This window comes from Lysobacter sp. TY2-98, assembly GCF_003367355.1.
Taxonomy (GTDB): Bacteria; Pseudomonadota; Gammaproteobacteria; order Xanthomonadales; family Xanthomonadaceae; genus Cognatilysobacter.
Genome location: NZ_CP031413.1, coordinates 2259078 through 2276162, shown reverse-complemented (window position 1 = coordinate 2276162; position 17085 = coordinate 2259078). Strand labels below are relative to the sequence as shown.

Annotated in this window: 21 protein-coding genes and 1 pseudogene; 14 read left to right on the top strand and 8 right to left on the bottom strand. The window is 67.8% G+C overall.

What is annotated here, in order from left to right; genetic code table 11:
- Positions 1–41: 41 nt before the first annotated feature.
- Entirely contained in the window at positions 42–656 is a 615-nt protein-coding gene (locus DWG18_RS11030) for a PAS domain-containing protein (protein ID WP_115647235.1), read from the bottom strand.
- A 70-nt stretch (positions 657–726) separates the two neighbouring features.
- Positions 727–1083 carry a DUF3247 family protein gene (locus tag DWG18_RS11025; RefSeq protein ID WP_162823803.1) on the bottom strand — a complete coding sequence of 119 codons (357 nt, stop codon included), beginning with the start codon at positions 1081–1083 and terminating at the stop codon, positions 727–729.
- Between the two features lie 120 nt (positions 1084–1203).
- On the opposite strand from DWG18_RS11025, the gene DWG18_RS11020 reads away from it, so the two are divergent.
- On the top strand, positions 1204–1863 hold the full coding sequence (locus DWG18_RS11020) for a M23 family metallopeptidase (RefSeq protein WP_115647233.1): 660 nt from the start codon (positions 1204–1206) through the stop codon (positions 1861–1863).
- A 4-nt stretch (positions 1864–1867) separates the two neighbouring features.
- Here the strand turns inward: DWG18_RS11020 and DWG18_RS11015 are convergent, their stop codons facing one another.
- Positions 1868–2125, bottom strand: a complete 258-nt coding sequence (locus DWG18_RS11015) for a hypothetical protein (RefSeq protein WP_115648148.1) — start codon at positions 2123–2125, stop codon at positions 1868–1870.
- Positions 2126–2253: 128 nt separating this feature from the next.
- On the opposite strand from DWG18_RS11015, the gene DWG18_RS11010 reads away from it, so the two are divergent.
- A complete protein-coding gene (locus DWG18_RS11010; RefSeq protein WP_115647232.1) occupies positions 2254–3279 on the top strand; it encodes a methyltransferase in 1026 nt (341 codons plus the stop codon).
- A complete protein-coding gene (locus DWG18_RS11005) occupies positions 3276–3977 on the top strand; it encodes a 16S rRNA pseudouridine(516) synthase (RefSeq protein WP_115647231.1) in 702 nt (233 codons plus the stop codon). Before DWG18_RS11010 ends, DWG18_RS11005 begins: the two co-directional genes overlap by 4 nt.
- Here DWG18_RS11005 and DWG18_RS11000 read toward each other — a convergent pair.
- Positions 3968–4519, bottom strand: a complete 552-nt coding sequence (locus DWG18_RS11000) for a DUF1415 domain-containing protein (protein ID WP_115647230.1) — start codon at positions 4517–4519, stop codon at positions 3968–3970. The two genes, DWG18_RS11005 and DWG18_RS11000, sit on opposite strands and share 10 nt — an antisense overlap.
- The gene (locus DWG18_RS10995) at positions 4520–5002 is read right to left on the bottom strand and encodes a YajQ family cyclic di-GMP-binding protein (RefSeq protein WP_115647229.1); all 483 of its coding nucleotides are present in this window, start codon (positions 5000–5002) and stop codon (positions 4520–4522) included.
- Between the two features lie 115 nt (positions 5003–5117).
- Between DWG18_RS10995 and DWG18_RS10990 the strand changes: the two genes are divergently transcribed.
- The 3 genes from DWG18_RS10990 (at position 5118) to DWG18_RS10980 (ending at position 7462) form a co-directional block, all read left to right on the top strand.
- Positions 5118–5630, top strand: a complete 513-nt coding sequence (locus DWG18_RS10990) for a hypothetical protein (RefSeq protein WP_115647228.1) — start codon at positions 5118–5120, stop codon at positions 5628–5630.
- 36 nt (positions 5631–5666) lie between these two features.
- Positions 5667–6554, top strand: a complete 888-nt coding sequence (locus DWG18_RS10985; RefSeq protein WP_115648147.1) for a DMT family transporter — start codon at positions 5667–5669, stop codon at positions 6552–6554.
- Between the two features lie 74 nt (positions 6555–6628).
- Positions 6629–7462, top strand: a complete 834-nt coding sequence (locus DWG18_RS10980) for a hypothetical protein (protein WP_115647227.1) — start codon at positions 6629–6631, stop codon at positions 7460–7462.
- Positions 7463–7673: 211 nt separating this feature from the next.
- Here the strand turns inward: DWG18_RS10980 and DWG18_RS10975 are convergent.
- From DWG18_RS10975 to DWG18_RS10965, 3 genes and pseudogenes are all read right to left on the bottom strand, one after another.
- Positions 7674–8399: pseudogene (locus DWG18_RS10975) on the bottom strand (DNA-formamidopyrimidine glycosylase family protein); the annotation flags it as partial.
- 3 nt (positions 8400–8402) lie between these two features.
- Positions 8403–8606, bottom strand: a complete 204-nt coding sequence (locus DWG18_RS10970; RefSeq protein WP_115647225.1) for a hypothetical protein — start codon at positions 8604–8606, stop codon at positions 8403–8405.
- A gap of 120 nt (positions 8607–8726) precedes the next feature.
- Complete coding sequence (locus DWG18_RS10965) at positions 8727–9362, bottom strand: OmpW family outer membrane protein (protein WP_115647224.1); 636 nt, start codon at positions 9360–9362, stop codon at positions 8727–8729.
- A gap of 239 nt (positions 9363–9601) precedes the next feature.
- Here DWG18_RS10965 and DWG18_RS10960 point away from each other — a divergent pair, with 239 nt between their 5' ends.
- From DWG18_RS10960 to DWG18_RS10925, 8 genes are all read left to right on the top strand, one after another.
- On the top strand, positions 9602–11041 hold the full coding sequence (locus tag DWG18_RS10960; protein WP_115647223.1) for a dihydrolipoyllysine-residue acetyltransferase: 1440 nt from the start codon (positions 9602–9604) through the stop codon (positions 11039–11041).
- A 2-nt stretch (positions 11042–11043) separates the two neighbouring features.
- Positions 11044–12171 carry a mechanosensitive ion channel domain-containing protein gene (locus tag DWG18_RS10955; protein ID WP_115647222.1) on the top strand — a complete coding sequence of 376 codons (1128 nt, stop codon included), beginning with the start codon at positions 11044–11046 and terminating at the stop codon, positions 12169–12171.
- Positions 12171–13970 carry a dihydrolipoyl dehydrogenase gene (lpdA, locus tag DWG18_RS10950; RefSeq protein ID WP_115647221.1) on the top strand — a complete coding sequence of 600 codons (1800 nt, stop codon included), beginning with the start codon at positions 12171–12173 and terminating at the stop codon, positions 13968–13970. The genes DWG18_RS10955 and lpdA overlap by 1 nt, the downstream gene beginning before the upstream one ends.
- Before the next feature lie 413 nt (positions 13971–14383).
- A complete protein-coding gene (locus DWG18_RS10945) occupies positions 14384–14752 on the top strand; it encodes a hypothetical protein (protein ID WP_115647220.1) in 369 nt (122 codons plus the stop codon).
- A 9-nt stretch (positions 14753–14761) separates the two neighbouring features.
- Positions 14762–15592: a F0F1 ATP synthase subunit A gene (gene atpB / locus DWG18_RS10940; protein WP_115647219.1), complete on the top strand. Its 831-nt coding sequence runs from the start codon at positions 14762–14764 to the stop codon at positions 15590–15592.
- 80 nt (positions 15593–15672) lie between these two features.
- Positions 15673–15954 (top strand): F0F1 ATP synthase subunit C, encoded by a 282-nt coding sequence (gene atpE, locus DWG18_RS10935; RefSeq protein ID WP_115647218.1) that lies wholly within the window; start codon positions 15673–15675, stop codon positions 15952–15954.
- A gap of 86 nt (positions 15955–16040) precedes the next feature.
- On the top strand, positions 16041–16511 hold the full coding sequence (locus DWG18_RS10930) for a F0F1 ATP synthase subunit B (RefSeq protein WP_115647217.1): 471 nt from the start codon (positions 16041–16043) through the stop codon (positions 16509–16511).
- 13 nt (positions 16512–16524) lie between these two features.
- Positions 16525–17052: a F0F1 ATP synthase subunit delta gene (locus DWG18_RS10925; RefSeq protein WP_115647216.1), complete on the top strand. Its 528-nt coding sequence runs from the start codon at positions 16525–16527 to the stop codon at positions 17050–17052.
- Positions 17053–17085 lie beyond the last annotated feature (33 nt).

The following is a 17085-nucleotide window of genomic DNA, read 5'->3' as shown; positions in this document are numbered from 1 at the left end:
CTCAGCGTGGAGCGCGGAAGGCCGAAGATCAAGCACGCCCATCAGTCCGCCGCGTCGACCTCGAGGTTGAGGACGCGGTCGACCAGCCGGGTGATGTGGCGGAGCTGGTCGTCGAGCGCGCGCGCGGAGGCTTCGCGATCGGTGCGGCGCAGGGGCGTCAGGCTGGCGCGGATCTCGCAGGCGAGCGCCACGAGCTGTTCGCCCTGCGTACGCACGCGATCACGTTCGGCCTGTGCGGCGCGGTGTTGTTCGGTGACATCGACCATCAGGTCGAGCCCGCCCACCACGGCGCCGTTTGCGTCGAGCAGCGGGCTGGCGTAGCAGAGCGCGTGGCGGCGGCTGCCGTCGGGGCGTTCGAACTGCACGCGTCGGCCGTGATGCGGGATGCCGTCACTGACGGCGCGCGCGAGCGGCGAGGCGTTGTGGGGGATCGGGCGGCCGTCTTCGTCGAACAGTTGCATCGCGCCGCTCCAGCGCGGCCCGACGCCGTCGTCAGCGGGACGGCAGCCCCACAACGCGACCGCCTTGGGCGTGCAGTGGGTGATGTGGCCGCGTACGTCGCAGATGCAGGCACCCGCCGGCAGCAGGTCGAGCATCGGATGCAGGTGGACGAGCGCCCCGTCGACCGCACCGGAACCGCCAGCCTGCATCAACATCCCGGACCCTCCGCCATAAGGGGCGGGAGGATTTGCGCGGAACCGTGAAGCAGGCGTCAACGCTGCCTGTTCATCCGCTGCGCGACCACGGCCCGTTGTTCGCGCTGTGGAGGGGATGCCGCGCGCCCGGTTCGTCGCGGTCGAGGTGGCGCACTTCGACGATCTGGTCGAGATAGAGGTCGACCCAGCGCGCGTCTTCCGGATGTTCGAGCGCCGACTGCTCCAGCCGCACCGCGCCGTTGGTGCCCTCGTCGCCGTTCGCGTCGTAGAACTGCTGGGTGATCGGCCGCGCGGCGACGATGCCGGTGAAGACGCGGCCATCGTCGAGCGTGACCTGCACGTGCTCGTCGTTCGGCAGTTCAAGCGCTATGGCCTGCAGGCGGTCGATGTCCGGCTGGGCGGTGTAGACGCGGGGGGCGATGCGCATGTCGCGGTCTCCTGGAGTGGGGCCATGCTCGGCGGCGCCGCGACAAACCGCGGTGAACGAAGCGGCTTCACGCGGGCGAGAACGGCCGCTCAGCAGCATCAGCGGCAGGAGGTCCTCCGCATGCTTCGTTACTTGCTTGTATTCGTGATCGGCGCGCTGCTGGGCGCCAACGTCGCCTGGTATTACGCACGTCCGGCGGTCACGCCGTGTCCGTCGACCGCTGCCGTAGCGTCAAATGGGGCCGTGCCCGTCGCGGCGACCGCGTCGCCCACGACGGCCGCTTCAAGCGCGCCGTCCGCAGCGCCCGTGGCAGCGGCCCCCGCGAGCCCGGCAAGCACGCCCGTCGTGACCTCGAGCGGCCTGATCATTCCCGTCGCCGGCATCCAGCGGTCGCAGCTGGTCGACACCTACACGCAGAGTCGCGCGGCCGGCCGCCTGCACGAGGCGATCGACATCATGGCGCCGGCCGGCACGCCGGTACTTGCCGCGGTCGACGGCCCGGTCGCCAAGCTGTTCACCAGCAAGCTCGGCGGGCTGACGATCTACCAGTTCGATCCGGACGGCCGCCGCGTCTACTACTACGCGCACCTGCAGAGCTACGCGCCCGGCCTCGTCGAAGGCCAGGCGCTCAAGCAGGGGCAGGTGATCGGCTACGTCGGCAGCACGGGCGACGCCAGCCCCGAAGCGCCGCACCTGCATTTCTCGGTGGGCGACCTGGGGCCGGACAAGCAGTGGTGGAAATCGACGCCGACGAATCCGTATCCGCTGCTCGCGCAGTAGCGCGTCAGTGCACCGTCTGCACTTTCGCGGCGAAGCGGCGCGCGTAATCGCGCTCGCCCGCGACGCGTTCGACGAAACCATCGTCGAGATCGGGCGCGCCGTACACCGCGTAGACCACGCGATCGTCCGTCGTGCCGACCTGGCGGAGGCTGTAGCGCGACGCGCCACCGCCCGTGTTCTCCGGGTAATGCTTCGGGGGATGCGGACCATCCAGGTCCATTTCGCTGTTGTCGACCACGCCCCCGACGAAGAGTGCACGGATCATGTCGCCTCCGGTTGGATGGAATGGGACCAGACTGGGCCGGGGCTCGTTCGCCCGCGATGAAGCGGGCGTTGCGGCGGCGCGATCCGGACAGGCTCTAGACTGTCGCGCCGCCCCGGACCCCCGCCGTGCACGCCGACCCGGCCCTCGATGCCCTGTTCCTGCCGTTCGACGAGGGCCTGTTGCCGCCCCCGCAGGGCGCGGCTTTTCTGGGCGCGCGCTCCGGCCCCGCGTTGCAGCGCTGGGCGCAGGCGGGCCTGACCTGCGAGCAGGACTACCGGCCGGCCGCGACGGCGCTGGAACGCGCGGGGTTCGCGGTGGTCGCCGACGAACTGGTACCACCGGCGAACTTCGCAACCGTGCTGGTGTTGCCTCCGCGTCAGCGCGAGCAGGCGCGGGCGGTGCTCGCGCGCGCGATGCGATTGGCGGGCGACACCGGGCGCGTCGTCGCCTGCGCCGCCAACAACGCGGGCGCACGCTCGATGCAGGACGACCTCGCCGCACTCGCCGGTGATGTCGGCGTGCTGAGCAAACACAAATGCCGCGTCGCGTGGACGCAGCCCGGTCATGTCGACGATGCGCGGGTCGATGCCTGGCTCACCCTCGATGCGCCGCGCGCGATTCTCGATGGTGATGTAGAGAGCCGCCCCGGGCTGTTCGCCTGGGATCGCATCGACGTCGCGTCCGCACTGTTGGCCGCGCACCTGCCCAGCGACCTGGCCGGTCGTGCAGCCGATCTCGGTGCGGGGTGGGGGTATCTCGCGATCGAGCTGCTGTCCCGCAATCCCGGCATCACCACGCTCGATGCCTACGAGGCGCAACACCGCGCACTGCCACTGCTGTCGCGCAATCTCGCGCGCTTCGCGCCGCGCGTCGCCGTCGACACGCACTGGGCCGACGTCACCGCCGGCCTCGATGCGCGCTTCGATGTGATCGTCAGCAATCCGCCCTTCCATGCGGACGATCGTACGGATCGACCCGATCTCGGCCGCCGCTTCATCGAAGTCGCGGCTGCGGCGCTGAATCCGGGCGGGCGCTTCTTCATGGTCGCCAATCGCCATCTGCCGTACGAGGCGACGCTCGCCAGTACGTTCCGCGACGTGCGCGTGCTCGCCGATGCGAAAGGCTTCAAGGCCTTCGAGGCGCGCCGATGAAACTGCTGCGCCTCATCGCCAATCTCGGTTACGGCTCGCGCAAGCAGGTGCAGCAGATGTTCCGCGAGGGACTCGTCACCGACGCGGCAGGCGATGTGCTCTACGCCGACGACGTGCGCGACCCGCGCGATGTGCGCATCGACGGCGAGCCGCTCGATCCGCCCCACGGTCTGATCCTCATGCTGCACAAGCCGGTCGGCTACACCTGTTCGACCAAGGATGCCGGCCGCCTCGTCTACGACCTGCTGCCGCCGCGTTTCCGCGTTCGTGACCCCGTGCTCTCGACGGTCGGACGCCTCGATCGCGACACCAGCGGCCTGCTGCTGATGACCGACGACGGCGCGCTGCTGCACCGGATCATTTCGCCCAAGCACCACGTGCCCAAGGTCTACGAGGCCACGCTCGCGCACGACCTGCGTGGCGACGAAGCGGCGCTGTTCGCCAGCGGCACGCTGATGCTGGACAACGAAACCACGCCACTCGCGCCGGCCACGCTCGAGGTGCTCGACACACGCCACGCGCGGCTCACGATCACCGAGGGCCGCTACCACCAGGTGCGCCGCATGTTCGCCGCGGTCGGCAATCACGTCGATGCACTGCATCGCTCGCGTATCGGGGCGCTGGACCTCGGTTCCCTGCCGTCGGGTCAATGGCGCGAGCTGACGCCGTTCGACGTCGAGGCGATCTTTCAGGCCTGATCGTCAGCGAGCAGGCGTCGATAGCCGTCGACGCCCAGACGCCGCAGCGTCGCGATGTTGCGTTCGATGATCACGTCGGGATCAGGATAGGCGGCAACCGCACGATCGATGCTGGCCTCGCGCAGCAGGTGAAGCGTGGGGTAGGGCGCGCGGTTCGTGCAGTTCGACGGATCGTCTTCGGCCTCGCCCGCGAAGACGTAGTCGGGATGGAAGCTCGCCACCTGGATATCGCCTTCGAGCCCGAGCTCGCGTACGCAACCGTCGGCGACGTCGAGGAACTGGTTGTAGTCGAAAAAGTCCTGCAGCACGTGCGGATGCACGATCAGCGTCGTGTCGATCTCGGCGGCATCGATCGACTCGAGCAGGCGCAATTCGCGCTCGAGCTCATCGCGCAACGCATTGGTATCGCGCGCATCGCTGAGCACGAAGCGCACCTGGCGCTTCACGTGCACCGCCTTGGCGAACGGACACAGATTCAGCCCGATCACCGCACGCTCCAGCCAGCGGCGCGTCGCGGCGATTTCGGCGGGCTCGGCGTCCACTCAGTCGCGGAAGTTGTCGAACTGCAGCGGGCGCTCGAATTCGGCGGCGCGCAGCAGCGCGATCGCCGTCTGCAGATCATCACGCTTCTTGCCGGTGACGCGCAGCTTGTCACCGTTGATCTGGCTGTCGACCTTGAGCTTGGCGTCCTTGATCGCGGTCTGGATCTTCTTCGCGAGCTCGCGCTCGATGCCCTGCTTGACCACGACTTGCTGACGGGCGCCCGCCACATTCGTCAGCACGTCCTTGAACTCCAGGCAGCGGGCGTCGATGCCGCGTGCGATCAGGCGCGCGCGCAGGATGTCGCTGAGCTGCTTGAGCTGGAATTCGCTCGGCGCGGAGAGGTTGATCGTCTCGCCGTCGAGCTCGAACTTCGCGTCCACGCCCTTGAAATCGAAGCGCGTGGAGAGTTCGCGGTTGGCCTGGTCGATGGCGTTGGTGAGCTCGTGGCTGTCGACTTCGGAGACGATATCGAACGAAGGCATGGCGGATTTCCCAAAAAAAGCGGCCACAGGTTAGCGCAGCGGTCGCGCGACGACGACACGCGCGGCGCGATGCTCGCGGCATGGATCGCGCCGAATCCCGCCGACACGCCGCGTCATGCCGCTGCTGATCGCCCTTGCCCTGCTGGTGGCCGTGGTGGCGCTGGGCATCGTGCTCGGGGTGGTGGGGCTCGTGCGTCGACCGTTCCGGCGTCCGGTCTGGCAGCCGGTGTTCGGACCGCCGCTGACGCTGCGCGCGTTGATGCTCACGATCGCGGTGCTGGTCGCGTTCGCGGTCGCGGCCTGGCGTCATCCGGACGCAGTCACCGCGCTCGCCTGGGGGCTCGGCGTCGGCCTGGTGCTCGGCGCGGGTGCCGCGACCACCGCCGAATTGCGACGGCAGGGGCGCTTCGTCGAGCAGCGCCCGCATCGGCTCTTCATGGTGCTGCTCGCTGTCGCGGTGCTGCTGCGCGCCGCGCTGTCGACCGCCGGCGGGCTGGCGATGCTGCCCGCGGACATGCGCACCACGCTGCCGATGCTCGCGGGATTACTCGGCGGCTATCCGCTGGCGCACGCGCTGGTGCTGCGCGCGCGGCTGCGACGGTTCGCGCGGTTGCACGGGGGCACGTAGCACCGCATCGTGCGCGTTCCCGTGCAGGAACCGCCGATGCCGATCCGTCCGTCCCGCGCCGTGCTGATGATGTTGCTCGCCGTCGCCAGCTTTTCGCTGATGGACGCAGGCCTCAAGCAGCTCAGCACGCACTACCCGGCCTTCCAGGTCGCGGCGCTGCGCGGCGCCGCCTCGCTGCCGTTCGTGCTGGCGTGGGCGCTGCATCGCGGTGGCGTCGCCCCCTTGCTGCGCGTGCGTTGGCCGCTGCACCTGCTGCGCGGCGCGATGGGCGTGGCCATGATGGCGTCGTTCGTGCATGCGCTGAAAACGCTGCCGTTGTCGACGGCCTATTCGATCTTCTTCGTCGCGCCGCTCATCGTCACCGCGCTGTCGGTGCCGTTGCTGGGCGAGCGCGTGGGGCCGCGACGCTGGACGGCGATCGGCGTCGGCCTGCTCGGCACGCTGGTGCTGCTGCGTCCCACCGGCGAAGGCGTCGTCAGCATCGCAGCGCTGGCCGTGCTGCTCGCCGCCACGATGTACGCCGTCAGCGCGATCAGCGTGCGCATCCTCGCGCGCACCGACAGCACGCAGGCCATGATGGTGTGGCTGCTGGTGATGATGGCGACGGGCGCGGGCGTGCTCGCGATTCCGGAGTGGCAACCGGTGCGCAGCGCGGACTTCGCGGTGATCGTCGGCGTGGGCGTCGCCGGTGGCATCGGCCAGTACGCGGTGACCGAAGCGTTCCGCCTGGGGGAGGCGTCGTTGATCGCGCCGCTCGAATACACCGCGCTGGTCTGGGGCGTGATCCTCGACGCGACGTTGTGGGGTGTGCTGCCCGATGCGATGACGTGGGTCGGTGCGGCGATCATCGTCGCCAGCGGCCTGTACCTGCTGCGGCGTGAGCGCGTGCGCGCCGCGGAGGTGGAAATCGTTACGACCCCGTGAAGCCGACGGACGGCCGCTTGTGCGCTCCGTCACAGGTTCATCCTCCGCGCTCCACAACTCACGGAGGGGATGTCATGGCACGTGTCACGCCGACCGTTTCAGTTCTCGCGCTCGTTCTGGCGGGCGCCCTGCTTTCCACGGCAGCCGCGGCGCCGCGCAAGAACGAGACCGAACGCCGCGGACTGGACCTGCTGCCGAGCAAGCGCGCGCTGAGCCTGACGCGCGGCCACAAGAGCGCCGCCACGCCAACCATGGCCGCCGCCGCGGTGACGGTCGACGACGTCGGTGATGTCGATTCCTTCGGCCGCAATCTCACTTGGCTGGGCCTGACCCAGTCGGTCGTCACGCTCGACAGCGCCTGCGACCCGGCGAGCACCGAGCCCTGCCAGGTCATCAACCCTGCGCCGGGTTCGACGACCAATTTCAGCTTCACCGATATGGCGCACATCAGCCTGCCGGGCAAGGCGACCAAGTCGCTGATGTGCTACTGGCTGTCGCCGGTGATCAACGTCACGTACTCGAATCCGACCGCGGCGAACGCGGTGTCGCTCCTGCGTTACAACCCAACGCTGACGATTGAGAACCCGGTGCTCGCCGATCCGTCGCTGATCGACCCGACCACGGGCGCACCGTTCAACGGTCACCTGACCACCAGCATGACCTCGTCCGAGATCTACCAGGTGCCGCTGCCGCCGGGCACCACGATCACCGAGCGTTACCGCGATTCGGCGGTCTGCATCGCCGGCTTCATCAACCGCCGCACGCTGACGGACACGTTCGGCCTCAGCGATGCGCAGGTGACCGAGTTCTTCAAGAAGCCGACGACCGTCCGCATGAACATCAGCGGTGCAGCTCGCGGTGTCAGCTTCGCCTCGATCATCCTCGGCTTCCGCATCATCGGCGACTGACGCCTTTCGCGGCCTTGGCCGCCTTCGTTGCGGGCCGCGATGCTCGCTTCGGAGCGGCCTTCGCCGCGCGCGGCGTCGCAACTTTCGGCGGCGCCTTCTTTGCGCGCTTCGATGTCGGGGTCGCAGCATCGCCAGCAGCGGACCGATTCGTCCGCTTCATCGCGACGGTCGCGGCCGGTTTCGTAGCCGGCCGCGCATCGCCGTAAAACACCTGGCACGTGTCGCACCAGAACGCGCGGCGCTTCTTGGTGCCGAGGTGACGTTCAAAGCTCAGCGGCGTTCCATCGCGCGGGCAGGTCTTCTTGGCGTGCACCTGCCAGTGCGCGCGCAGGGTGAACTCCTTCTTCCAGCGGTAGAAGTCGAAGCTGTAGTCGCGCGCTTCGCGGATCATGTCCGAGAGCTTGCGGGGCGGCAGGTCGCCGACGCGCGTCATCGGATGCACGCGGATGCGGTGCAGGACTTCGTTCTTGATGATGTTGCCGACGCCCGCGAAGACTTCCTGCTCGAGCAATGCATCGGCGCAGATCATCTTCGGCATCGCCTTCAGCTTGGCGCGCGCGGCCTTCGGATCCCATGTGTCCGACATCACGTCGGCGGAGAAGTCGTAGACCTCCTCCAACGGCGCCTCGATGTACCGCACCGAGCACGAATAGAAGTTGATCTCGCGCTTGCGAGTGAAGCGCAGCGAGAGCCGCGGCGTCTTGTCGGGCTTGCGCTCATCGATGGCGTAGCTGCCGAACATCAGCATGTGGATGCGGATGGCGAAGTCGCCGAAGTCGAGCAGGAAGTGTTTGCCCCACGTGCGCACGGCGCGCAGACGCGAGCCGGGCAGGCGTTCGAGCGGTTGCTTGGTGTTGCCGGTGGCCTCCAGCACCTTGAGGCCAGCGAGTGATTCGGCGCTTTCGCGCAGGATGACGAGCGAGGGACCTTCGGGCATCGCTCAGTGCCTCAGCTGTTGCAGGCTGCCCTGCAGTGCGGCGGCGAGCGCGGCGTCTCCGCTGATCAGCGCCTTCCAACCCAGCTCCAATCCTTTGCGCTTGCCCTTCGCGACCAGACGCAGGCCGTCCTTGTCGATCGTCAGCGTATAGGGCTGCCCGCCAACGTCGATCTCGCGACGCAACGGGCCCTCGAGTTTCGTCGTCATCAAACAACTCCGAACGGTCCATCTGAAGGCTAATCACCTCAACCCGCGCGACGCGTGAATCCGCACGCCCGAAACGAAACGGGCCCCGAAGGGCCCGTTGCGTTCCCGCTGTCGCGTGACTTACCAGCGTGTACCGATACCGACGCCGACAACGACCGGGTTGGCCTTGACCTCGCCGGCCTTGACGCCGTTCACCGAGAGATCCGAGTTGCCGTGCAGATAGCGCACGTCGCCGCGCGCAAACCAGTGCTCGCCGAGGTTGAGATCGGCGCCCACGGTCGCCATCGGGCCCTGCGCGGTTTCAACACCGATGCGTTGACCCGCCAGCGCCGCGCCCGCCTGCGCCGACTCGTTGTCATAGTTCATCTGGTAGTAGCCCAAGCCCACGAACGGGCGCACCGTCTTGTCGGGCGAACCGAAGTGGTACTGGCCACTCAGTGCGTACGGCTGCGCATCGACGCTGCCGACCTTGCCGTTGGCCGTCGTCATGCGATAGCCGGCCTTGCTGGCGCCCCAGCCTTCGATGGCGATGTTGTCGTTGATGAACCAGCTTGCGCCCAGCGTGCCGACGGCCTCGCCGTCGAGATTCGTGCGCGCGCCGTTGATGTCAGCGTTGCCGGTCGGGTTGTTCAGTGCGACGCCGCCGACGATCGCGACATGCTTGCCGCTGGCGGACGAGGTTCCCGCGTCCTGTGCAAACGCGCACGGAGCGAGGGCGAGGGTGCCCAGAAGGGCAAGAGAAAGGTGACGTGCCATGGAGTGGCCTCCTAATAATCGTGTAATCGTTTGCAGGACCGGACAGCGCCACTGACCGGTGCAGTCAACCTAACCTCTGGCCACTGAACCTCCCTTGCCCCGCGGACGGTCGCTTCGACACGTACGCGACATCGCTTCGGCTAGTCGCATGTGCACGCGGCGTCCACGTCACGCGATTGGCGCGATCGTCCACGGCGGGCGAGAATGGCGGTTTGGCACCATCACTTGCGGAGCCCTGCATGGCTGAGCTGAAGGAAGCGCGCGTCCCCGACATCGGCGGGCATGACGACGTGCCCGTGATCGAACTGCTCGTCGCGGTCGGCGACACGGTGAAGGCCGACCAGGGCCTGGTCACGCTCGAATCCGACAAGGCCACGATGGAAGTGCCCGCGCCGTTCGCAGGCACCATCCGCGAGCTGAAGGTGAAGATCGGCGACAAGATCGGCGAGGGTGCCGTGGTCGCCATGATCGAGCCGGCGGACGCGGCCGCAGCTGCCTCCGGCCCGTCATCGGATGGCGCGCAGCCAAAAGCCGATACCTCGCAGGTCGCGACCTCGCCCGCGCAGCCGCGTCCGGCGGAAACGCCGACGCGCGTCGAGCCGGTTGCCGTATCGGGCGATGCCGACAACCTCACCAAGCGCGACATCGCCGCGCACACTGGCGCTGCGACGGCGCCCGTTGCGACCGCGGCCATGCCCGTCGCCGAGCCGCGCACGCCGCCGGTGACGTTCGACGCCAACGAACTCATGCCGGATGCGGTGCCGTATGCGAGCCCCGCGGTGCGCCTGTTCGCGCGCGAACTCGGCGTCGATCTCGCGCGGGTCAAGGGCAGCGCGAAGGGCGGCCGCATCACCAAGGAAGACGTGCAGGGTCACGTCAAGCAGGTCATGTCCGGCGCTGCTGCTGCACCGTCGAGCGGCGGTGCATCGCTCGGCGGCGGCCTGAATCTGCTGCCCTGGCCGAAGGTCGACTTCGCCAAGTTCGGCGAGATCGAGACGCGCGAACTCTCGCGCATCAAGAAGCTCTCCGGCGCGAACCTCGCGCGCAACTGGGCGATGATCCCGCACGTCACGCAGCACGACGACGCCGACATCACCGAGCTCGAAGCGCTGCGCGTCGCGCTCAACAAGGAAAACGAGAAGAGCGGCGTCAAGGTGACGATGCTCGCGTTCCTGATGAAGGCGGTCGTCGCCGCCCTCAAGAAGTATCCGGACTTCAATGCCTCGCTCGATGCGAGTGGCGAGAACCTGATTCTCAAGAAGTACTTCCACATCGGCTTCGCGGCCGACACGCCGAACGGCCTCGTCGTGCCGGTGATCCGCGACGTCGACAGGAAGGGCGTGGTCGAGCTCGCGCAGGAGACCAGTGAACTCGCGAAGAAGGCGCGCGACGGCAAGCTGTCGCCGGCGGAGATGACCGGTGGCTGCTTCTCGATCAGCTCGCTCGGCGGCATCGGCGGCACGAGCTTCACGCCGATCGTCAACGCGCCGGAAGTCGCGATCCTCGGCGTGTCGAAGTCGGCCATCAAGCCGGTGTGGGACGGCGGCACGTTCCAGCCGCGCCTGATGCTGCCGCTCTCGCTGAGCTACGACCACCGCGTGATCGACGGTGCGTCCGCCGCGCGCTTCACCACGTATCTCGCGCAGCTGATGGCCGACATGCGGCGCGTGCTGCTCTGACGATGCCGCACGCGCAGACGGCGCGCGAACTGCACGACGCCAGCGCGCGCGTCCGCGACGCCGCGCAGGACGGCTGGCAGGGCGTGCAGCCGTTCCTCGACTATGAGCTCGTGCGCGTCGCCGGGCTCGATCTGACGGTGGGCGATCTCGCCTCCGCGATCTTCCTGCTCGTCGTGTTCTTCGCGATGTCGCGGCTGGTCGGCCGTGCGCTGATGCGCTACGGCGCGCGCGAGGGCGGGAACGCGGCGTCGGTCTACACGGTCAGCCGCGTGCTGCGCTATGCGCTGATGTTCGTCGGCTTCCTGATCGCGCTGGAAGTCGCCGGCATTCCGGTGTCGAAGTTCACCGTGTTCGCGGGTGCGATCGGGGTCGGCCTCGGTTTCGGCCTGCAGGCGATCTTCAACAACTTCCTGTCGGGCCTGATCCTGCTGTTCGACCGCTCGATCAAGATCGGCGACTTCGTCGAACTCGAATCCGGCGTGCACGGCGTGGTGCGCGACATCAAGATCCGCGCGACGCGCATCAGCACCAACGACAACCTGAACATCCTGGTGCCGAACGCGGAGTTCGTCAGCGGGCGCGTGGTGAACTGGACGCTGCTCGAAGCGTCGCGGCGCATGCGCATTCCCTTCGGCGTCGCCTATGGGGCCGACAAGGAAACAGTCAAGAAGGCGGCGATCGAAGCGGCCTGCGAAGTGCCGTTCACGCTGGCGCACGACGGCCCGCGCGGCCCGCAGGTGTGGCTGGTCGAGTTCGGTGAAAGTCGCCTCGAGTTCCAGCTGATCGTGTGGCTCAACGCCGAGGCCACGCGTCGTCCGTCGGCAGTCAAGGCGGCGTACAACTGGGCGTTGCACACCGCATTGCAGCGCTACGGCATCGACATCCCGTTTCCGCAGCGCGACCTGCACGTGCGCAGCCTGTTCGGTCACGAAGGCGTCGAGGCCATCGCGATGCTCAGCGGTCGTGTGGTGCCGGAAGACAACGAGGCGACGCCCGACGCGCCGCTGCCCACGCCGCGCGAGCGCGCGGCACTCGCCGAGAACGACGCCCAGCGCGACGTCGAACGCGAGATCCATGAAGATCCACCGGTCGCCCCCGCGGGCGCCGGAACGAGCCCGGAGAACGAGTGATGGCGACCCCGATCGAAGTGAAAGTCCCCGATATCGGTGGCTTCGATGACGTGCCTGTGATCGAGGTGCTGGTCGCGGTCGGCGATCGCGTGGCGAAGGATCAGGGTCTCGTCACCCTCGAATCCGACAAGGCGACGATGGAAGTGCCGTCGTCCGCTGAAGGCATCGTGCGGGAGCTGCGCGTCAAGCTGGGCGACAAGGTGTCGGAAGGCGCGGTGATCGTCGTGCTCGAGGCCGAGGCCGCCGCGGGAGCGGACGCGAAGGCAGCGTCACCCGCCCCGGCAGCGGCGACCGCGCCTGCCGCACCCGCAGCCGCCCCGGCTCCTGCACCGGCGGCGCACGGGTCTGCGTCCGCGCCGAACGCCGCCGCTTCGACCGCTCGAAAGGCCGACGTCGAATGCCGGATGCTCGTACTCGGCGCCGGTCCCGGCGGTTACACCGCCGCATTCCGCGCTGCGGATCTCGGCCTCGACACCGTGCTCGTCGAACGCTATGCGTCGCTCGGCGGCGTCTGCCTCAACGTCGGCTGCATCCCATCGAAGGCGCTGCTGCACGCGGCCGCCGTCATCGACGAAGCGCAGCATGCGAAGGACTACGGCATCACCTTCGGCGCACCCAAGATCGAACTCGACGCCCTGCGCACGTACAAGGACAAGGTCGTCGGCCAGCTGACCAAGGGCCTCGCCGGCATGGCGAAGCAGCGCAAGGTGCGCACGGTGCAGGGCACCGGTCGGTTCGTCTCGCCGAACGAAGTCGAAGTGCAGGGCGAGGCCGGTACGCAGCTCATCCGCTTCGAGCAATGCATCATCGCCGCGGGCTCGCAGGCGGTGAAGCTGCCGAACTTCCCATGGGCCGACAAGCGCGTCATGGATTCCACCGACGCGCTCGATCTCGCCGACGTGCCGAAGTCGTTGCTCGTCGTCGGCGGCGGCATCATCGGCCTGGAAATGGCGACGGTGTATCGCGCGCTGGGATCGCAGGTCACCGTGGTCGAGCTCGCCTCGCAGCTCATGCCGGGTGCGGACGTCGACCTGGTCAAGCCGCTCGCCGATCGCCTGAAGAAGCAGGGCGTTGCCGTGCATCTCAACGTCAAGGCAGCCGGTGTCGAAGCGACGAAGGCCGGCATCAAAGTGACGTTCGAAGGCGAGGGTGCGCCGCAGCCGACCGCTTACGATCGCGTGCTCGTTGCAGTCGGTCGCAGCCCGAACGGCGCGAAGATCGGCGCCGAAGCCGCAGGCGTGCAGGTCACCGACCGCGGCTTCATTCCGGTCGATCGGCAGATGCGCACGAACGTGCCGCACATCTTCGCGATTGGCGACGTCGTCGGGAATCCGATGCTCGCGCACAAGGCGACGCACGAGGGCAAGCTCGCCGCCGAAGTCGCCGCCGGCGAAAAGCGCGAATGGGTCGCGCGGGTGATTCCGTCGGTCGCCTACACCGATCCGGAGATCGCGTGGGTCGGCGTTACCGAAACCGAAGCGAAGGCGAAGGGCCTGAAGGTCGGCGTCGGCAAGTTCCCGTGGGCGGCGAGCGGTCGCGCGATTGGTCTCGGTCGCACCGAAGGTTTCACCAAGCTCGTGTTCGACGAAGCCAGCCATCGCGTCATCGGCGGCGGGATCGTTGGCGTGCACGCGGGCGATCTCATCGCCGAAGTCGCGCTCGCGATCGAAATGGGCTGCGAGGTCGCCGACATCGGCATGACGATCCATCCGCATCCGACCCTCAGCGAGTCGGTGGGCATGGCCGCCGAAGTGTTCGAAGGCACGATCACCGACCTCTACATCCCGAAGAAGAAGTAGGGCGCCTCGCGAAGGCGTCGCGGCGCCAAAAAAAAGCCCCGGCCGGGGCCGGGGCGTGGTCCGTCGCAGGCCACCGTCGACGAGGAGAGGCGTCATGACCGGCGCGGACATAGAGTCCGACCGGGTCGCGGCGAAAAGGTTCCGGGGCACGTCGGGTGTTCGACGGCCGCCTCGGGTCGCGCCACCAGCGGTGCCGCATCGCTTGGCGAATCGGCCGCAGCGAGGGCGCGGACACGCCGCCCGATCGGTGATCGTGATCACGGTGCCGCTGCCCGATCGATGGAGTCCACGGCGCAGGGCCGAATTCCCGGCCGACATGGCTTCCGCCGGTTGCCCGGAAAACTCACGCGTTCTATACTTTTGGGGCTCCACAGGGCGCTTTCGCGCCAGTCTCCAGACCGACGGAATCCCGCGTGCACGATCCATTGTCCGCAGGCCGCCGGCTGGCGTCGCGCGCGATCGTCTGGCAAGCCGGCGCGACGGCGTTGGCCTCGCTGGCCGTCTTCCCCTTCGGTGTGCGCGATGCGCTCGCGACGGCGGTGGGCGGCGGCGCGGTGGTCGCGGCGGCACTCGTGTCGATGCTCATCGCCCTCGGTGGCGGCATCGGCACCGCCGGCGTCGCGATGGCGAGACTCCTGTTGGGCATGGCGGCCAAGTGGGCCACGGTCGCCATCGTGTTGTTGCTCGGCCTCGTTGCGTGGCGCCTGCCTGCACTCCCGCTGTTGATCGGCGTGCTGGTGGCGACAGTAGCGGCCGTCCCGGCCCAACTTCTGAATCGATAGGTGTTTTCAGTGAGCGAGCAGACCGGTTCCGGCGGCGGCCTGAACGAATACATCCAGCACCATCTGACCCAGAACACCATCCAGCTGGGCGGTGGCGGTTTCCACATCGACACGTGGGTCGTCTCGCTGGTGCTCGGCCTGATCTTCATCCTGTGGTTCGGCCTGGCCGCGCGCCGCGCGACACCGGGCGTACCGTCCAAGGGTCAGGCGCTTGTCGAGCTGATCCTCGAATTCGTCGACGGCCAGGTGAAGGACACCTTCCACGGTGACCGTCGTTCGATCACGCCGCTCGCGCTCACGATCTTCATGTGGGTCGTGCTGATGAACTGCATGGACCTGCTGCCGCTCGACATGCCCGGTTGGATCGTCAAGACGACGCAGGGCGCCGAAGTCGCGCACCACACGTACTTCCGCTGGGTTCCGACCGCCGACCTCAACACCACGTTCGGCCTGTCGATCCCGGTGTTCTTCATCATCCTGTATCACTCGATGAAGGCGAAGGGCATCGGCGGTTTCGGGAAGGAGCTGCTGACCGCGCCGTTCCATGGCCACGGCTTCATGGCGTTCGTGCTCGCCCCGTTCAATCTGCTGCTCAACCTAATCGAGTACGCGGTCAAGCCGGTCAGCCTCGCGATGCGACTGTTCGGCAACATGTACGGCGGCGAGCTGGTCTTCATGCTCATCGCGGGCCTGCTCGGCGGCAGCATCTACATGTTCGTGCCAGGCGTGGCGTTCAACGTCGCGTGGGCGCTGTTCCACATCTTGATCGTGCTGCTGCAGGCCTTCATTTTCATGATTCTCACCGTCGTCTACATCGCCGGCGCGTACGAGAGCCACTGATCCCGATTCCGCTGTCGCGGTACCGCTCCACCCTTTCGTTCCACCCTTCAAACTTCACTTAAATCCGCAGGAGAAACACCATGGAATTCATCGCTCATCTGCAGGGCATGACCGCGATCGCGATCGGCATGATGGTCGGCCTGGGCGCGATCGGCGCCTGCCTCGGCATCGCGCTGATGGGCTCGAAGTTCCTCGAGTCGGCCGCGCGCCAGCCGGAACTGGTTCCGATGCTGCAGGGCCGTATGTTCCTGCTCGCCGGCCTGATCGACGCGGCGTTCATCATCGCGCTCGCCGTCGGCCTGCTGTTCGCGTTCGGCAACCCGCTGCTCGGCGCCGTCACGGCCGCCGCGAACGCGGGCTGATCGCTGCGTCATCCGTTGCAAAGCCGCCCGCACCAGCGGGCGGCTGACCGGGCGATTCCGCCCGATATGCGATCACCGGAGCTGTCATGAATATCAACATGACCTTCTTTGGCCAGATGATCACCTTCGCGGTGCTGATCTGGGTCACCATGAAGTTCATCTGGCCGCCGATCAACGCGGCCATCGAAGAGCGTCAGCGCAGGATCGCTGAAGGCCTCGCTGCGGCTGACAACAGCCAGAAGGCGCTCGAGCAGGCGCAGTCCAGCGCCGATTCCGTCGTGCGCGATGCGCGTGCGAAGGCGAACGAGATCATCGAGCAGGCGCACCAGCGCGCGAACCAGATCGTCGAGCAGGCGCATTCCGAAGCGGTGGCCACGGCCAACCGCCAGAAGGATGTCGCGCAGGCCGAGATCGATGCCGCCGCGAATCGTGCCCGCGAGGAATTGCGCGGCCAGGTCGCGTCGCTCGCCGTCGTCGGCGCCGAGAAGGTGCTGCGTCGCGAGATCGACGCCAACGCCCACCGCGCGCTGCTCGACGAGCTGGCCGCCCAGCTCTGACGGAGACGCATCGATGAGCCAGGCCCTGACCCTTGCCCGTCCCTACGCCCGCGCCGCGTTCAACGCCGCGCGGGACGAAGGCCGTGTCACCGCGTGGTCGCAGGCGCTGGCCTTCGCTGCCCGCGTCGCTGCCGATCCACAGGCGCAGGCGGTGCTGAAGCATCCGCAGCTGACGTCCGAGAAGGCCACGCGCCTGCTCGCGATCGAAGGCAGCGACGCCAGCGTGCAGCGCTTCCTGACGATGCTGGCCGACAACCGTCGCCTCGAGCTGCTGCCGGAAATCGCCGGCTTGTTCGAGCAGCTGCGCGCGGAAGCCGAGCGCGTCGTCAAGGCGCGCGTGACGTCCGCTTCGCAGCTCAGTGACGCCGAACTCGCCGCGATCCGTGATGGCCTCAAGCGCCGTTTCGGGCGCGAGGTCGAGCTGGAATCCGCGGTCGATGCGTCGCTGATCGGCGGTGCGGTGATCGATGCCGGCGATGTCGTCATCGACGGCTCGGTCAAGGGCAAGCTCGAGCGCCTGCAGTCGGCGCTCGCCGCGTAAGCCCACGAATTCATCTACTCCCGGCGCCCGCGT

Excerpts from the sequence above, each read along its gene's own strand:
- lpdA (WP_115647221.1), top strand. The coding sequence starts at position 12,171 with ATGGCGACCCCGATCGAAGTGAAAGTCCCCGATATCGGTGGCTTCGAT.
- DWG18_RS10930 (WP_115647217.1), top strand. The coding sequence starts at position 16,041 with ATGAATATCAACATGACCTTCTTTGGCCAGATGATCACCTTCGCGGTG.
- DWG18_RS11025 (WP_162823803.1), bottom strand. The coding sequence starts at position 1,083 with ATGCGCATCGCCCCCCGCGTCTACACCGCCCAGCCGGACATCGACCGC.
- DWG18_RS10990 (WP_115647228.1), top strand. The coding sequence starts at position 5,118 with ATGCCGCTGCTGATCGCCCTTGCCCTGCTGGTGGCCGTGGTGGCGCTG.
- DWG18_RS11005 (WP_115647231.1), top strand. The coding sequence starts at position 3,276 with ATGAAACTGCTGCGCCTCATCGCCAATCTCGGTTACGGCTCGCGCAAG.
- DWG18_RS10955 (WP_115647222.1), top strand. The coding sequence starts at position 11,044 with ATGCCGCACGCGCAGACGGCGCGCGAACTGCACGACGCCAGCGCGCGC.
- DWG18_RS11020 (WP_115647233.1), top strand. The coding sequence starts at position 1,204 with ATGCTTCGTTACTTGCTTGTATTCGTGATCGGCGCGCTGCTGGGCGCC.
- DWG18_RS11030 (WP_115647235.1), bottom strand. The coding sequence starts at position 656 with ATGTTGATGCAGGCTGGCGGTTCCGGTGCGGTCGACGGGGCGCTCGTC.
- DWG18_RS10925 (WP_115647216.1), top strand. The coding sequence starts at position 16,525 with ATGAGCCAGGCCCTGACCCTTGCCCGTCCCTACGCCCGCGCCGCGTTC.
- DWG18_RS10985 (WP_115648147.1), top strand. The coding sequence starts at position 5,667 with ATGCCGATCCGTCCGTCCCGCGCCGTGCTGATGATGTTGCTCGCCGTC.
- DWG18_RS10965 (WP_115647224.1), bottom strand. The coding sequence starts at position 9,362 with ATGGCACGTCACCTTTCTCTTGCCCTTCTGGGCACCCTCGCCCTCGCT.
- DWG18_RS10970 (WP_115647225.1), bottom strand. The coding sequence starts at position 8,606 with ATGACGACGAAACTCGAGGGCCCGTTGCGTCGCGAGATCGACGTTGGC.
- DWG18_RS10960 (WP_115647223.1), top strand. The coding sequence starts at position 9,602 with ATGGCTGAGCTGAAGGAAGCGCGCGTCCCCGACATCGGCGGGCATGAC.
- atpE (WP_115647218.1), top strand. The coding sequence starts at position 15,673 with ATGGAATTCATCGCTCATCTGCAGGGCATGACCGCGATCGCGATCGGC.
- DWG18_RS10995 (WP_115647229.1), bottom strand. The coding sequence starts at position 5,002 with ATGCCTTCGTTCGATATCGTCTCCGAAGTCGACAGCCACGAGCTCACC.
- DWG18_RS10980 (WP_115647227.1), top strand. The coding sequence starts at position 6,629 with ATGGCACGTGTCACGCCGACCGTTTCAGTTCTCGCGCTCGTTCTGGCG.